This window comes from Sporomusa acidovorans, from assembly GCF_900101845.1.
Taxonomy (GTDB): domain Bacteria; phylum Bacillota; class Negativicutes; order Sporomusales; family Sporomusaceae; genus Sporomusa; species Sporomusa acidovorans.
In genome coordinates this window covers 51,902-68,876 of record NZ_FNAM01000030.1, presented here as the reverse complement: position 1 = coordinate 68,876, position 16,975 = coordinate 51,902, and the positions used below count along the sequence as shown (strand labels likewise).

Annotated in this window: 14 protein-coding genes; all 14 read right to left on the bottom strand. The window is 45.5% G+C overall.

The genetic code is table 11. The features are described from left to right. Nucleotides 1-2,642, bottom strand: a 2,642-nt coding sequence (gene nifJ, locus BLR65_RS18805; protein ID WP_093795716.1) for a pyruvate:ferredoxin (flavodoxin) oxidoreductase, incomplete at its 3' end; no start/stop codon positions are given. 99 nt (nt 2,643-2,741) lie between these two features. Further along, nucleotides 2,742-4,313: a BCCT family transporter gene (locus BLR65_RS18800; protein WP_093795715.1), complete on the bottom strand. Its 1,572-nt coding sequence runs from the start codon at nt 4,311-4,313 to the stop codon at nt 2,742-2,744. Nucleotides 4,314-4,332: 19 nt separating this feature from the next. Beyond that, the gene (locus BLR65_RS18795; protein WP_093795714.1) at nt 4,333-5,523 is read right to left on the bottom strand and encodes a trans-sulfuration enzyme family protein; all 1,191 of its coding nucleotides are present in this window, start codon (nt 5,521-5,523) and stop codon (nt 4,333-4,335) included. Between the two features lie 198 nt (nt 5,524-5,721). Continuing rightward, nucleotides 5,722-6,522, bottom strand: a complete 801-nt coding sequence (locus BLR65_RS18790) for a MerR family transcriptional regulator (protein WP_093795713.1) — start codon at nt 6,520-6,522, stop codon at nt 5,722-5,724. A gap of 410 nt (nt 6,523-6,932) precedes the next feature. After that, complete coding sequence (gene nrfD, locus BLR65_RS18785) at nt 6,933-7,958, bottom strand: NrfD/PsrC family molybdoenzyme membrane anchor subunit (RefSeq protein ID WP_093795712.1); 1,026 nt, start codon at nt 7,956-7,958, stop codon at nt 6,933-6,935. Continuing rightward, nucleotides 7,958-8,527: a 4Fe-4S dicluster domain-containing protein gene (locus BLR65_RS18780; protein WP_093795711.1), complete on the bottom strand. Its 570-nt coding sequence runs from the start codon at nt 8,525-8,527 to the stop codon at nt 7,958-7,960. The genes nrfD and BLR65_RS18780 overlap by 1 nt, the downstream gene beginning before the upstream one ends. Before the next feature lie 15 nt (nt 8,528-8,542). Next, nucleotides 8,543-10,843 carry a thiosulfate reductase PhsA gene (gene phsA, locus BLR65_RS18775; protein ID WP_093795710.1) on the bottom strand — a complete coding sequence of 767 codons (2,301 nt, stop codon included), beginning with the start codon at nt 10,841-10,843 and terminating at the stop codon, nt 8,543-8,545. A 21-nt stretch (nt 10,844-10,864) separates the two neighbouring features. Beyond that, nucleotides 10,865-11,794, bottom strand: a complete 930-nt coding sequence (locus BLR65_RS18770; protein WP_211285029.1) for an SPFH domain-containing protein — start codon at nt 11,792-11,794, stop codon at nt 10,865-10,867. Between the two features lie 16 nt (nt 11,795-11,810). Further along, on the bottom strand, nt 11,811-12,191 hold the full coding sequence (locus tag BLR65_RS18765; RefSeq protein WP_093795709.1) for a GntR family transcriptional regulator: 381 nt from the start codon (nt 12,189-12,191) through the stop codon (nt 11,811-11,813). A gap of 237 nt (nt 12,192-12,428) precedes the next feature. After that, nucleotides 12,429-12,584 carry a hypothetical protein gene (locus BLR65_RS29905; RefSeq protein WP_169716672.1) on the bottom strand — a complete coding sequence of 52 codons (156 nt, stop codon included), beginning with the start codon at nt 12,582-12,584 and terminating at the stop codon, nt 12,429-12,431. Further along, the gene (locus BLR65_RS18760; RefSeq protein ID WP_218130647.1) at nt 12,562-13,746 is read right to left on the bottom strand and encodes a GerAB/ArcD/ProY family transporter; all 1,185 of its coding nucleotides are present in this window, start codon (nt 13,744-13,746) and stop codon (nt 12,562-12,564) included. Before BLR65_RS18760 ends, BLR65_RS29905 begins: the two co-directional genes overlap by 23 nt. Next, a complete protein-coding gene (locus tag BLR65_RS18755) occupies nt 13,724-13,936 on the bottom strand; it encodes a hypothetical protein (RefSeq protein ID WP_093795707.1) in 213 nt (70 codons plus the stop codon). Before BLR65_RS18755 ends, BLR65_RS18760 begins: the two co-directional genes overlap by 23 nt. Before the next feature lie 12 nt (nt 13,937-13,948). Continuing rightward, a complete protein-coding gene (locus tag BLR65_RS18750) occupies nt 13,949-15,148 on the bottom strand; it encodes a Ger(x)C family spore germination protein (RefSeq protein WP_176772766.1) in 1,200 nt (399 codons plus the stop codon). A 10-nt stretch (nt 15,149-15,158) separates the two neighbouring features. Then, nucleotides 15,159-16,733 carry a spore germination protein gene (locus BLR65_RS18745; RefSeq protein WP_093795721.1) on the bottom strand — a complete coding sequence of 525 codons (1,575 nt, stop codon included), beginning with the start codon at nt 16,731-16,733 and terminating at the stop codon, nt 15,159-15,161. Nucleotides 16,734-16,975 lie beyond the last annotated feature (242 nt).

Below are 16,975 nucleotides of genomic sequence, written 5' to 3'. Positions count from 1 at the left end.
TTGCCGGCCATCATCATGCCCAAGCCAAATTCGGCATTATCTTCAAATAAGGAGTTCCCCCAGGCCGGTCCATGACCACGATGGTTGGTGGTATAGGGCATGGCGGGGACACTGCCGGACCAAACGGAGGAGCAGCCGGTGGCATTGGCTACCATCATCCGGTCGCCGAATAGCTGGGTCACTAGTTTGGCATAGGGTGTTTCGCCGCAACCGGCACAGGCACCGGAGAATTCTAAGAGCGGCTGTTCAAACTGGCTGCCTTTTACGGTGAACGGATTCAGTGGATTGGCTTTCGGCGCCATGGTCAGTGCATAATCCCACAGCGGAGCTTGCGGCAGCTGGGTTGCCAGCGGTTTCATGGTAAGCGCCTTTTCTTTTGCCGGACACACTTGGGCACAGTTGCCGCAGCCGGTGCAATCGTAAGGAGAAACGGACAGCGCAAAGTACAACTCTTTCTGGCCATTGCAGGGTTTTGCCTGAAAACCGGCGGGAGCCTGCTGCTTTTCTTTCTCGCTCAGCAATACCGGCCTGATCGCTGCATGCGGGCAGATATAGGCGCATTGGTTACATTGGATGCATTGGTCAGCCTGCCACTCCGGCACATCAATCGCAACGCCGCGCTTTTCATAGGCTGCGGTTCCCAGGGGGTATGAGCCGTCTTCCAAACCAAGGAAGGCACTGACCGGCAGTTTATCGCCTTCTTGCCTGTTCATCGGAATCAAGACATTTTTGATAAAGGGTGGGACTTCTTTACTGCTGGTGGCAGTATCCTGCGCTGTTTGCCAAGAGGCGGGAATATTGACTTTTACAATGGCGTTGATCCCCTGGTCTACGGCGGCATTGTTCATGACAACGACTTTTTCGCCTTTTTTGCCATAGGATTTTTGAATCGCGTCTTTTAGGTACTGTACGGCCTCTTCTTCCGGAATGATCCCGGCAATCTTGAAAAAAGCCGCTTGCATAATCATGTTGATTCTGCCGCCAAGACCAATTTCCTGAGCGATTTTTACAGCATCAACCATGTACATCTGAATCTGGTTGCCGGCAAGATACTTTTTCATGGCTGATGGCAGATTTTGTTCCAGCTCAGCTTCACTCCAGCGGCAGTTCAGCAGGAAACTGCCGCCTGGCTTCAAGCCTTCCAGCACATTGTAGTTATGAACATAGGACTGATTATGGCAGGCAATAAAATCGGCTTTATGAATGAGATACGGCGATTTGATCGGTTTTTTCCCAAACCGCAAATGGGAAATGGTTACACCGCCGGACTTTTTGGCATCATAGGCAAAATAGGCCTGGGCATACATGTCGGTGTGATCGCCAATGATCTTAACAGCATTTTTGTTGGCGCCTACGGTTCCATCTGAGCCAATTCCCCAGAATTTGCAGGCTTTGGTGCCGGCGGCCGTGGTATCAATATCTTCGCCGAAGGGCAGCGAGGTATGGTTTACATCGTCGATTATGCCGACCGTAAAGTTGTCTTGGGGCTTGTCGGCTTTCAGATTTTCAAAAACACCGTGAATATGGCTGGGAATGACATCTTTACCGCCAACACCGCAGCGTCCGCCGACAATAACCGGCTGCCACTCTTTGCCGTAGAAGGCGTTTTTGACGTCCAGGTACAGGGGTTCCGCCAGCGATCCCATTTCTTTGGTTCTGTCCAGGACGGCAATTTTTTGTACTGTAGTGGGGATGTATGTAAAGAAGTGTTCCAAGGAGAATGGCCGATAGAGATGTACGGTCAGCAAGCCTACTTTTTCGCCCCTGGCATTGAGGTAATCGACTACTTCTTCAATGGTCTCACACATCGAGCCCATGGCAATAATCATGCGCGTTGCATCCGGGGCGCCATGATAGTTGAACAGATGGTATTCCCGGCCGGTCAGTTTGCTGATTTCAGCCATATAGCCTTCGACGATTGCCGGCAGTTCCTGATGAAAACGGTTCGCTACTTCCCGTTGCTGAAAATGGACGTCTATGCCCTGCACAGTGCCTTTGGTCAACGGATGGTCGGGGTTAAGCGCCCGTTTTCTAAAGACATCGACAGCTTCCCGGTCCAGCAGTTTATCCAATTCTTCATATTCCAGCACTTCAATTTTTTGCACTTCGTGCGAGGTTCTAAACCCGTCAAAGAAATTGAGAAACGGCACCCGGCCTTTAATGGCTGACAAATGCGCTACCGCCGTCAAGTCCATGACCTGCTGGACACTGCTTTCCGCCAGCAAGGCAAAACCGGTTTGTCTTGTTGCCATAACGTCGGAATGATCGCCAAAAATACTGATGGCATTGGCGCCCACGATTCTCGCGCTGACATGGAATACCCCCGGTAACAGTTCACCGGCAATTTTATACATATTGGGAATCATCAGCAACAGCCCCTGTGAGGCTGTATAGGTAGTAGTTAGCGCTCCGGCCAGCAAGGAACCGTGAACCGCTCCGGCGGCGCCGCCCTCTGACTGCATTTCTACAACTTCCACCGTTTGCCCAAATAGATTTTTTTTGCCTTGCGACGCCCATTCATCCACACTTTCCGCCATATTAGAGGACGGTGTAATCGGAAAAATTGCTGCCACATCGGTAAAGGCGTATGATATATAGGCCGCGGCTGTGTTTCCGTCCATGGTTTTCATTTTTCTGGTCATAATAAATTCCTCTCTCTCATTTCAAGTATACTAACATAACCTGTCTTTGTCTTAAAATATAGTATCAAGGCGGTTTCTCCCAAATCAAATTACCTGCTCCTAATTCCACTTAAACTGCTTGTTCTTGTCAACAGAGATATTTCGATTCTCAATATCTTTCTTTAAAATCTTGTAAAATGACAAAAGAAGTAATGCTATAACGAACAGCATTGGAATGGCAAAAACCGACGTAACAGATTGTATTGTTTTTAAAACATTTAACCCCGGCACCATATGTTCCAAAAATAAGATACTGACTGGCAGCAGTAAAACAAGAAATGCCCAAAATACTTTATACCATTTATGGGGTTCTTCGTCATTTTTCAGATTTTTAGATGTAAGAATCGATACGACCGTAGATGCTGCCGTAGCTCCACACGCTAAGGTAATAAACACCACTGCCATGTACACAGCAATGGCTGCGCCAGAAAAAGGTAATGTTTTCAAAATAGCCAATACCGCTGCATTATTGCCGCTATCAATTACTAATTGCGATAAATTGAGCGTTCCGGTGAGCTCTAAGCTCATTCCATAGTTTCCAAGCACAGCAAACGCCAACCAGCAAGCCAGCGATGTCCAAATACACCGTACAACAGCAATTTCGCGGAAAGTACGCCCGTAAGAAACACGAGCCAGCCACAAGCCATCAGAAATGGTACAACCCACATACCAAGCCCAATAAAAAACCGTCCACTCTTGAATGAATCCGGTTTGCGCAATCGAATCGGTATTAAAGCTCATATGAACAAACTCACGAATGTTGGTTCCAATCGCCATCACAAAATTGTTTAAAATAAAGGATTTGGGTCCTGCCAAGAAAACGAACAGGAAAAAGGCAATCGCCAGTTTAACATTAAAGTCACTAATAATGCCAATTCCTTTAGCAATACTTTTGGAGGTAGATAGGATAAAGAACAGGCAAAATACAAGAATAACGGTTATGCGCAGCTCAAAAGTAACCGGCATATTTAGCAAATACCCGGCTAATTCGGCCAGAATAGAGGTGCCCAAACCTACCGTACAAACCAGGCCCCCAATATAACCGAAAGCAACGATCCCGTCGATGCAGGTTCGTACAATCCGGACCGGCAGGCTGTCCCCTTTCAAAACAGTTTTACAAAGATCCGATAAGTTCAAAGAATCTACCTGTTTGTTCCAAAAAATATAACCCAACGCCAGCGACGCAGGCAAATAAATAGCCCAAGCGGAAAATCCCCAATGGAACATTCCATAAGCGGAAGCGTATTCATAAGCTTGCACCGACATAGGAACAACGCCAAAAGGTGGAGTTTTAACATAATACATCCACTCGACCATGCCAAAAATCAGAATTCCCGCTCCTGCTGCCGAACACATATTCATAGCTGCCCAGGTAAAGAATTTGTAATGAGGTTTGGCATCAGAACCGCCCAGTCGAATGTCTCCGTATTTGGAGAACATAATAAACACGGCAAACACCGCACTAAGAAAGGCAATCAGCAAGAAAAGCCACGGCAAATTCAAGGTCATGACAGAGTAAAAGATATTAATAACCGCAGCACTTCCATCCGGACATAGCACCATGGGAATAACCATAGCAATCAATAAACCTACAGCAAGCAATGCTATTGGCACATTAATATTTTTTAGCATAAATAAGCCCCCTCCCAAATTACACGTTCTCAAATACCGTTAACGCTTGTTTAAAATCAGCAATTAAATCTTCAACCGCCTCTGCGCCGGCAGAAATGCGAATAAGTCCTTCTTCCATTCCCATCTCTTTAAGCTTTTGCGGAGTAAACTCGTTCCGAAACGCGGTAGCCGGATGGGCGATAGTCGTACGATAACCGCCTAAGGTGCCAAGATATTTTACTAATTTCAACTTGTGCATAAATGCATTCACTTTATTTCTATCATCTTCTACACGAAAACTAAGCATGGCTCCACAGCCGTTCGGCATAAGCTTTGCTGCCAGTTCACGCTGCGGATGATTGGGTAAAGTCGGGTAATTTACATACCGCACATGCGGATCTGCTTGCAAGGCTTCAGCAATCTTTCTTGCGTTCTCAAACTGTTTCGTGACCCGCATCTCCATGGTTCGAATGCTGCGCAGCATCAGCCAGGCACTATTGGGATCAAGGCAGCCGCCTAAAAGCAAAAAGTCTGAATATATTTTTTTCATTAATTTTTTTGAACCAGTAATTGAACCAGCCGTGATATCACTATGGCCGCCAAAATATTTCGTCAAACTATGGATAACAATATCTGCCCCATGCTCTAGTGGGCGAATTGCCAATGGCGTAGTAAAGGTACTATCAACCAGCACAAGCGCTCCTATGCCGTGAGCTAATTCAGATAAAGCGTCGATATCTACGACTTCAATGAGTGGATTGGCGATAATTTCCGTATACAATATCTTTGTATTAGGTTTTAAAGACTCGCGAACACTATCAATATTTGTAAAATCACTATAAGTGACTTCCACATTAAGTTTTTTTAAAATATTATCAAACAGCTCTATTGTTTCTCCATAAATCGAGCGGCTGGCAACAATGTGATCGCCTGCCTTGATTAGCGATAAGACGGCAGTAGAAATGGCTGCCATCCCCGAAGAGCAAACAAGCGATTGTTCGCCTTTTTCTAAATAGGATACAGCTTCAGCCACCCCATCCCGATTCGGATTCGCGGTTCGGCAATAGTAATATTTACCGCCGTTACTGGCAAAATCATAATCATCCATATCCCGGATAATGTTCGCTGTTGAATGATAAATAGGCGGAGTTTCCGGCCGTTCAATCGGCAGCTTAGACTCACCTCCCGTATATAAAATATGCGTTGCTCTGGTTAACTCATTGGACATCATTAATATCTCCTCCCAATAGGTTTAAGTGGACTATGTGCCCATGGTAAACCTTATCCTTAGATACATGTCAAGAAAATTTATCTGACAAAGCAGAATAATCAACCATGAAACTCCATAAAAAAAAAGATGTGTATTCTGTCATTTCTCAGAATACACATCTTTTCTTATTTTTCAGCAGCGTTTCACAAAACAAATTACTTACTGCAGCAGCATTTGCACTTCATAATCCGCATTCATATATTCAACCAGATTATCCTCAAACTCTAACGCAACAATAGTAGACGGCTTAGGAAGAGAATCAAAATATTTCTTTAAAATTGTCGTATCCCACTTTTCCTGCAGCAATTTGGTACGAAAACACAAATACTCTCCGGCAGGAAGCTCTTTATAGTAGGGTGTAAAGAACTGGGGTCTATTTTTGATGTAAATAAAATATGTTTTAGGTTCAAATTTACTCTGAAACAGGCCCGCTGTAGTTAATTCATACCCATATTGACGCCGATAAGACAACGGTTGCAATTCAGCCCGGCTACGCGTTTTAGCCAGTCGGATTTCCATATCCGCCAGCTCATCATGCTCGTAACAGGGAACATAAATCAAATGCCTTGTTTCCATATGCATGCGATAGAGCACTTTTGCTACATCCATTTTGCTCAAATAAGTAAAGTAGTCAATATACCATTCAATATCTTTAATTCTCGCCCGAATGGCTTCTAACGCCTGATTGGCCTGCTGCCACTGCTGTTCCAGCGCCGGCAGCAGGCCGTCAACCGTTCCCTTTTTCATGATAACGCCAATTTCGGATAGCGATAACCCTAAATATTGCAAATATTTTATGCGGTCAATGATATGAAACTGATTAAATTCGTAATACCGGTATCCGGTTTCAACCGATGTATGCGTAGGTTCAAGAATGCCGATTTTTTCATAATGACGTAGCGTTTGCGTAGTCACACCGAGCAATTTCGCTGTTTCCCCAATAGTATAGTACTTTTTCATGCGAATAACTCCTCGTAATAAATCATAACGTACACTACTAGTTTATCTTACAATAGGGTATTTACTTCAATTTAAAAATTTTAAACATTATTGTTACAATAATGTTTATTCTGATAAATTAATTAACAGAGTAAATCACTCCAACTAGAAAATAATTTCCATTCTTCAAAAACGAACAATTTTTACATATTTCTACCAAATGCTACTAAGCATACTAAATATATTTACCGTAAAAATACAAAGTTCCTGCAAAGTTTTGGAATATTTTGCAGGAACTTGACATATTAGAATTTTAGAGGTACGTTGTTATATACAACGTACTAAAGAAGTTTGCAGGCGGATGGGTTGTTGGCATAAACGGAAATCAAACGCCAGACTGCCTGCACCTGCAAACTTCTTTTATGCAAAAATCAGATAAAAATTTGACCCGCATACACGATGTACAGCCGTAACAGCGCGCTGCCTAACAATACTAACGTGCAGTTGATCAGCAGTGTCCCTTGGGGTATCGCTGTCCGTACTTCCGAAAAACCGGCGCCTCCTGCTGTCAAACCGGCCGAATGGCTCACTGCCATTCTCTTCCCATGCAGGGAAGTAAGCGAAACAATAATGGGTAAAATTAACCCGATTCCAACAACACCAACCCAGAAGACGCTGGCCCAAACTCCGGTGCTGATAGCCTGCCTGGCAACCACGGCATACTGGCCGCCCATATTGAGAAGCCCGCTAAACATAATAAACAAGACAAACAATTCTACCGGCAGCAATTTAGTATCCAGCGATAGCAGATAATGCAAATTGACTTCTGCCACCGATTCATCGAATAAGGTCACCCCAAGGGCAATACTCGCCCCCACACCGGCCGACAAGCCGGAAATGAGGAATAACAGCGGCAATAAAGGAACATTAAGCAATGGTTTGGCCCCCAACGCCGAAAGTAAAAATCCGGTATAAACAGCGATCGCAATCGCCATCAGGCCCATTAGCCATTCTAACCATGCCCCACGGTTTTCAAACCATTCAATCAGCGGCATTAGCGGCTTACACAACCATTCTGTCCATTCGCAATCAGCCAGCCAATCCTTATAAACAATAACGGCAAACAGCGTGGATAAACCCGAATAAATCATCAGCAAGATGACACCAATGGACATAATCGAGTGTAATTGATAGTGCAGCATCAGCAGCCAGAAAGACAGAGGCTTGCTTAAGTCGACAATGAGCAGGCCCTGCCCGATCATAATCGTAATCGGAGCCAACAACGCACCGGCTTTTACCAGACCGTCATGGCTGCCACCCATGCCGTCTTTCCACTTGACTAGTAAAGCCGCTATCAAGGCACCGGCACTCAGCCCGGCTAAAAAGAGATAGAGCGCAACCGGCCATTCCCACTGTACCGTATGATATTGAGCCATCGATCCCCACAATTGATCCATTATCTTTCACCTCCGCGTTTATTAGGAACAATGTATAGCTTCGGGTTTGTTCCTAAATGCTCTTTGGGCTTTACTGTGTTTTGCCGCAAAGCCTGCCGGATTTCACTGTTCGGATCATTAAGATCGCCAAAAATCAGCGCGCCGGTCGGACAAATAGAGGCACAGGCCGGCTTCTCCCCTTTTTGAACCCTATTTTCATAACAAAATGTACATTTATCGGCAGCGCCGGTCACCGGGTTAATAAACCTGGCTTGATAAGGGCAGGCATTAATACAATATTTGCAGCCAACACATTTTTGCGAATCAACCATGTTAACGCCATCTTGGTTTACATATGACGCACCAGTCGGACAAACCGACACACACGGGGCATTTTCGCACATAACACAAGAATGACGTTCAAAATCCATGACAAGCTGAGGATATTCACCCTTTGGCCCTTCAATACGAACCTGCAGCCGGTATACATCGTCCGGAACTTTATTTTCAGCCCGGCAGGCTACCGAGCAGGACTGACAACCAATGCACCGATTACTGTCAAAAAGCATACCATAACGTTTATCTGCCATAACGAGACTCCCTCCCTATATCTTTCTGATTGCCACTCCGGCCGTATGCAGCGCCGCGCCGCAAACGGGCGCCATCCCCGTCGGCAGCAGCATGTTGGCATTAGTGCCTTGCTTGTAGGCCCGTTTTAAGCCTGGTGACAACCGGCCAAAACCGAAATAGGTAAATACCGTGTCCGGCCTTATGCCTTTACTGATAAGCACAGTCGCTGGTTGTTTGCCGGACTGGGCGGTAACTTCCACCGCGTCGCCTGCCTGTAGATTCATTTGCTTGGCTGTGTCCGGATGAATCCACAACCGGTTTAGCGGCATTAACGCGTGCAGCCAGGGAACGTCATGCGTATGCGCATTGGTATGAATAGCCGCCTTGCCCTGGATAAAGTATAATTCATTATCTTCTTTCAACTTAACCGGACGGTAAACAGGGACCCCTCTGCCAAACAATTCCTCCGCTTCATGGGAAAACAGTTCCATCTTTTTGCTGGGGGTCTTTAAATTAACCAGCGGTCCGTCAATGATGCCCTGCTCATTGACCTTGCTCATAGCTTCCGGATACTTGGCTACAAATTGGGCAACCGAATTTTTATCCCGCAGAAAGAGCGGCTTAAGGCCAAAATTAACAAACCCTTTTTCTTTTGCCGTTTTGAGTAAATCCTGGCGTCCCCCCAGTTGGATGGCCCGCATCTCCTCTATATCCCTCCAGGGGAAGTACTGCCCCAAGCCCAGCCGCTCTCCTAAGTCTTTGAAGATTTGCCAGTGGGGTTTGGTGTCATATACCGGGTTCACCACCTGCTGCCGGAGAGTATAGGCCGGCGTGCTGCCACCGGCATTGTTAAAACCTTCATCGCGTTCCAAAAAACTGCTTTCCGGCAGAACCACATCCGCAAACCAGGCGGTATCTGACAGATAAATATCACAGACAACCAGCAAATCCAGTTTTTTCAAAGCCTCAATCACCCGGTTGGTATTGGACTGACTGATAACCGGATTATAGCGTAAGACAAACCAGCCTTTGATCGGGTAAGGCTGCCCGGTAAGAACGGCTTCCGGAATTGCCTGCACAACCCCGTCACTGGCGGGAACCATATAATGGGGCTGACCTTTTACCTGTGCCCCATCCACTCTGGGCCTGGACGGTTTGGGATAAGGCGGAAGTTTCGGCGCACCTAGCACGGGGACTACATTTTTACCGGCAAGACCGTTGATCAGGGACGCGGATTTGTCAAAATACATCCCGCCCGGCACTTCAAAGCTTCCCAACAATAGTGTGACAATAATCGAAGCGCGCCGGAGTTCAAATTCTTCCGGTGAAAAGGCGGTACGCCAGCCCCAGTCAATCATGGCCCGGGGCTTAGCCGCCGCCATATCTTTGGCAATGTGTTCGATGTCTTTTTCCGCGATACCGGTTTCCTGAGCAGCCCAGGCCGGCGTGGCTGCGGCAACAGAATCCCTGACCGCCGCAAACCCTTCGGTATATTTTTCGACAAACTCTTGATCATACAGATTATCGCGAATCAGTACATGGATAAGCGCCAGCACCAGTGCCAGATCTGTTCCCGGCTTAATCGCATACCATTCATCGGCTTTTGCGGCCGTGACAGAAAACCGGGGGTCCACGGAAACCAGCTTGCCGCCATTGGCCATAGCTTTGGCCACACCCCGCACCTGGGAGACATTAATCCCTTCGAAGAAGCTTCGGCCCAGTGACAGTATGTACTTGGCATTGCCGTAATCAAGCGACAGCGCCCCTGTGCCAAAAGTGGCTTCCTTGGCTACCGTCCGGGCAATCGGGCAGGTAGACTCGTGGGTAAAGGTGTTCGGCGAGCCGTAGGCTTTGGCCAGGGTATCCATATAAGCTTTATGCGTGCCCCCCCGCGCGGCGAAGGCCATACTTTCAGCGCCATACTTATTCTTAATATCCTGCATTTTTTCAGCTATATAAGCATACGCTTCATCCCAGGATACCTCTTTCCACTTGCCTTCCCCGCGTTCGCCGGAACGGATAAGCGGTTTTTTTACCCGTTCCGGATCATATAGTTGGGAGACCGCAGCTCCGCCACGGGCGCATACTGTCCCTCCCGTAGCGGCCCAGTCAGGATTCCCCGCAATATACGTAAGTTTTCCATTTTCCACTTTTGCCTGTATCGGGCAACGTGATGTACACATCTCACAAAAACTGCGGACCAATTCACTGCTTCCCGCCTGCGATTCAGTTGAAGCTTCAGAAACCAGCCTGCTCACTGAACCGGAAACGGCAAATGCTGCCGCGGTAGCCCCAGATAGCTTCAAAAAAGTTCGCCTTGTAAATTTTCTGCCCATTTGCAACCTTCCTCCCTTTTGTTACTCTTCAACCTTATTATCTTCTGGCTTGCGGGCTAATTGTGACTGGATACCCAAACAAGCGCCCAAGCCAGTCGCATCAGCCATTTGACTGGGGACAACCACCAGGCCGCCTTGCTTTTTCAGGCTTTCATACAAAACATTCAACGACCTAAGTTGCAGAGCGATTGCGCTGTCCCCGTAAATGTTGGCAGCCTCAACAAAACTGGCGGCAATTTCCTGCTCGGCGGACCCGAGAATGATTCGCGCTTTGCGTTCCCGGTCAGCTTGCGCTTCCCTTGACATTGCATCTTGCAGTCCTTCCGGAATAATTACATCCCTAATTTCCACTGATTGAACAGCAACGCCCCAGGGCACTGTCCGTTTATCAATCATTTCCTGGAGCTCGCTGTCGATATTTTCTCTGCCTGCCAGCATTTCCGACAGCATTGTTCTGCCAATTACATCCCTAAGGGCAGTCTGTGCCGCCCAGGATACAGCTTCCCGGTAGTCCTCAACTTCCAGTGCCGCCTTTTCCGCATCCCAAACCATCCAAAACAGCACCGCATCGACATCAACAGGTACATTGTCTTTCGTTAAGGTTTGTTCGGCATTGAAGGATGTAGCGATAATCCGCTGATCAATCCAGAACGGCGTGGTGTCAATAATAGGAATGATAAAGAATAATCCGGGTCCCGCCAGGCTATGAAATTTTCCCAGCCTTAACACAACTGCTTTTTCCCATTGCTGAGCAACTTTGACGGATTGTGATACCAGGAAGGCCAGAATAAAACCACTGGCAATTATCCAATTGTTCTCCTGCATCAAGCCATACGTTGCCGCAATGAGTACAATGACTAAAAAAAGAGTTAAGGGCAAGGCGTTACGTCCGGGTTTCCGCTCTCTTCTAACGGCTTTAATCATTTGCGACCGTTCAGTATCCTTTTTCATGCAATTCCTCCTATCTTTATTCACTAATCCGCTTAATTTTTTGTTCCAAGCGGCTAAGCACTTCCTGGGCTTGGTATCCCAATACATAGGCGTCTGCGAGCAGCCGTTCCAACAGCCCGTCAAGCTGTTGTTCTTTCACCTCCGATTTAACAATTTCCGGCAAGCCACAGACAAAGGTTCCTCTGCCTTGATGTGTGGAAATAATCCCTTCTCTTTCTAGTTCCGAATAAGCACGGGCAACCGTATTACTATTAATGCGAAGGTCAACCGCCAACTGCCTCACTGTTGGCAATTGCTCCCCTGGTGGATAAGCGCCTTTAACAATTAATGCTTTGATTTCTTCTTGCAACTGTATGTATAAGGGTACGCCGCTCTTAGGATCTATTGCCGGCAACATGACTTCCCCCCCTTTAACAATTAGTAAGATGGTAGAACAGCGTATTGTCTCTTCTATAAAGTATGCAAAAGCAATTTTGCTTTAAATTATCCTATTGTATTAATTCATTAATACAATTATTGGCCAGACAATTGAAAAATTCCTGCCAGATTGGAAAAATATCTTAAAATTTTGCAAAAAAAAAACTACCCACTAGGTAGGTAGAAATTTTGCCTTATCGCAAATTCGCGGGCCAGGTTACTGTTTTTGTTGTTTTACCAGGGGAAGATATACCTGTCCGCGATAGCCGGCAAATAGGTATTTTTGAGCAAAATACGCAATCAAACAACCGCTCAAAAGTATACAGGCGCCGATAGCAACTGCCCAAACATTATGATAACTGATTTTTTCCATGAAAACACATCCTTCTCATTTTGGGCGGGTGACCCCGTTTTTTCAGTACTAGCGCCGCTATAAACAAAAATATTTCCACTCCCCCTTCTACAAATAGGCCAAAAATGGGAAAAGTATATTCCGCAAAACGTAGTTGCTCCATTGTACTTTTAAATGAAGTAATTGCCAATACCCCGACAAGTAAGGCGGCAGGGTATACCAGCGGTTTATACGTGCTTAAACCCACTATCTGTGCCATGCCCAAACTAAAAGCCCAGAGCAAATTCGCGGAAACAATAATGCCAGCGCCGGTAACAAGCAGCATCCAAATGATTTCCAAGCGATCTAAATAGTTGCCATAAGAAATCATCCTGGTTAATTCCAGGCCGGGAGAACGGATATTAGCGGCTTGCTCATAACCAAAAATAGCGACAGCTAAGATGACAATAACCGCAACAAAAAAAGCCCCCAGACTGACAGCAATAAATTTGGCCAGAAATCCGTTTTGCGGACGGTTGCAATGAGGAATGAACATAGCCATCATGATGCACAGTCCATAAAATGACAAAATGAAAGGCGAACCAATAAGAAAAGGGTAAACGCCCTCATCAAACTGCGGTGTAAGCCGTTCAAATTCCACAAAGGGACTAACTAACAACCCGATAACAATAATACTCAGCAGGTAGGAAGGCCCCAGGATTTCAGCAACCCGCCCGATTACCTCAATTCCCTGGCGGGCTGCGTAAGCGGCAACAAATAATGCGGGAAATAAGATTGCCATTAAAGAAGCTGCGGGGAAAAAGAAGGTACTAACAAGTTGACTGAACCCGCGCATCAAAAACATACAAGCCACCAAAAAAAAGATAGGGAAAACAAATCCCACCATTCTCCCTGCGTGCTTTCCCAAAATAGCAATACTATACTGCACAAAATTCTGTCCGGGAAACCGCAGCCCCATATACGCATACACGATGGCCAGCAAAATATCCAGAACCCAGCCGCCAATTACGGCTAACCAGGCATCGCGTCCAGCCTGCACAATTAGCAATGCAGGTATCTCAACTGCAGTAAATGAGGTAATAATCGTGAACAGCATCCACACGAACTGGTTGGTATTGATCACGCCTTTTTCCTGCATACCTTTCCCTTCTTTACCGATATTACTTAAAAATTGTCTGCCCAAGCGGACCAACCAGTTGCTCTAACCAGGGAATTGGCGTCGTCACTCCCAGCATTTCCGCAATTCCCAGAAAAACAGCAGATGCGATCAGTATACCTACAGTAACCAATTCCCGCCAGAGCCTATTTTTCAGTAACGGTATCCCTTCATAGAGCATGATTAGGATACCGGAAGCCACCAATAGAATGATCATACCCCATATTCCTCATGGTTTCTTAGATGTTGCCGATCCTTTAATAATTCCCGCTTTATTTATTGTTATGCGAAAAGTTACCGTATAATTTATTTCAGGAAAATATTGATCCCAGTAAGCTTTGATTTGATGCCATTCGTTGGGATTCGCATTATGGATTTGGTTGCCAAAACCGATAAAATCGGTTTTTAAATCGCTTTGTGCCTTGGCAATTGTTTGCTCTACCTTCGCTTGCAATAGTTTTTCGGCCTCTTGCTCAAGTTGCTTATATAACCGCAAGTCCTTTATTTGATCGCTAAGATAATCGGCTTCGCGCAGTTCGGCCTCGCCTGTACAAATGATTTCCAATGTTATCGTTTTATCTGTTATATGCGGAATGATTTTGCTGTCGCCTTTAGAAATAATCAGGGAAAACTGTGTGTTACCTTCCGGATAAGGAATAATTACTGTATCTTTTTTTAGTTTATTAATTAACCAGAGCAATCCTTTTGCTTCCTGATCGTTCAATGTCCCCACAAGACGGTTATCTTTAAAAATCGCCATTTCATGCAAATTAATTTTGGGAGAGTCTTTCATTTCTAATTTTGCTTTGTTTTCTCCGGTTAGATCCTGTAAACGAACTATTGGTGCATAACTTACCCCAATGTCTGTTTTTAAATTTAGTAGAAAATCGTTGATATTAACCGGATAAATAAAAGTCTGATCTTTGGAAACAAGCATAGCATGTAATCCCAGCGCCGGCAGCTTGGCGATATCCAACCTGGTTTCCAAAATTTCTTTAGCTGTCCGTTCCGCTACTAGGATTAAGTTGGTTAAGCGGAACTCCCGGCTGCGTTGCAGGAAGTCCATTGCTTCCGATATATCCGACTCGGCAAAATCTTTACCTAACACCACTATTTTATTATGAGAAAAAAGTAATTTACGGGGAGATATTTTGGCAAGATTTTGTACCGCATCCAGCATGGTTTTGCCTTGGCTTGTCAACGTGATAAACTGTACTTCTTGACCGCCGCCTTCAGCGCCAGGTCCTTTGGCAGCAGCAGTATTAACGACTTGAACTGTCAGGAGAATGGGTTCGTCTCCCTCTATCCTGTCAATCCCGGTACCAAGAACAATTGCCAGTTCGTCTACGTTGTGCATATCCCCGCACCCGCCGATAAAGCCAGGTAATAACAATAAAACAATGAATATCATAACAAATTTATTTTTCATGGACTTGTTTCTACTGATTGCCATTGTCAGGTATCCGCGGTTTCAGTAAGAACTTCTGTCTTTGCCGGTTATTAGTTGGAATGGACGCAGGCCGCTCTGTCATTGCCCACCAGGGCAGCCTAATCATTGTATCTTTCATGTCTTGCAGTTTAAAGGGAGCGAACGGCGAAAAATATGGCACTCCAAAAGAGCGTAAAGAAATAATATGAATAAGTAATACCAGCATCCCCAGCATCATTCCATATAATCCGGAAATAAAACCCAGAAAACCAAAAATAAAGCGAAGGATACGCAGACTCCAGGAAAAATTATAAGACGGGAGAGCAAAAGAAGAGATGCCGGTAAGAGAAACAACAATAATGGTCGCCGGTGAAACGATTCCGGCCCGTACAGCGGCCTCACCAATAACCAAACCACCAACAATACTGACAGCTTGGCCTACTGGTTGCGGTAGTCGTACCCCTGCCTCCCGCAAGGTCTCAAAAGTAAGTTCCATCAATAAGGCTTCCACATAGATAGGAAAAGGTACTCCTTCGTGAGCTCCGGCAATACTAATAAGCAAAGCAGTGGGAAACATCTCCTGATGATAAGTGGCAACCGCCACATAAATTCCCGGCAGCAACAAAGCAATGGTACTAAATCCAAACCGGACTAAACGAACCAGCCAGGTCACAGGATAACGCTCGTAGTAGTCTTCGCTGGACTGCCAGAACTGAGCCATAATGGTTGGTACAATTAATACAAAAGGAGTGCCATCAATAAAAATTCCTATCCGGCCCTCCAAAATGGCGGCCGCTACTTTATCAGGCCTTTCACTATGCTCTATTTGCGGAAAAAATGTATAGGGCGTATCTTCAATTAATTCTTCAATGTAAGCACTCTCAAGAATCGAATCAACATCAATTCTTGCGATCCTTTTACGCACTTCTGCCAAAACCCCGGTATCAACTGTTCCTGACAAATAGGCAAGGTTTATTTCGGTTTGCGTAATACGGCCAACATGATACTTTTCCAAACGAAGCTGCGGGGATTTGATTCTCCGCCTAAGCAGAGCCGTGTTGGTCCGAATGGTTTCCGTAAACCCTTCCCGGGGGCCTCTGACAACACTTTCCGTAATCGGTTCGGTAACATCCCGCCCCTTCCAGCCTTTAGTGACAATGCGAATACCTTTAACGGCTTCATCTATCAGTAAAACCGTATCGCCGGCCAATACTGCGCTGACAATTTCCCCCATAGTTGTAACTTCACTAACCTCGACGGCCTCGAGGTAAGCCTTTTTTATTAATTCAATAGGCGAATCAGTGTTTGCGCTAATCACGGGGGAATATTGAACCTTAATCAGCGATTTCATAATTTGCCCGTTTATGATGTCTTTATTAACAAGCCCGTCAATAAAAATGAGCATCGCCGGTGTTTGCCCTTTGCCAATAACAAATTCTCGAAAACTTATATCAATACAATTACCCAGTAAAAGCTTCAGTACTTGACGATTGATATAAACAGACTGATTGATCATTAGTCCTGCCGACTTTTCAAGCGGTTTTGCTTCCATAAGTTTTTGCGTAACTTGGTTCAAATCTTCCATAATCGTATTGCTTGCGGAGGTTAGTCGCTTAAGTTCGGCTAACTTCCTCTGAACATTGCCAAGGGACGTCTTCGGCAAATGAACCGAAAGTTTTTTTAATGTTTGTGTACAAGGATAAAAATTCCTTTTCACCGCTATCTTCCCATCTTTGGGTTATTTTGTTATATAGTATTGTAAGAGACAACAGCAATTATGTGTCATTTAGAAAATTTTGGTTTACGGATAAAGGACATAACCTGCGT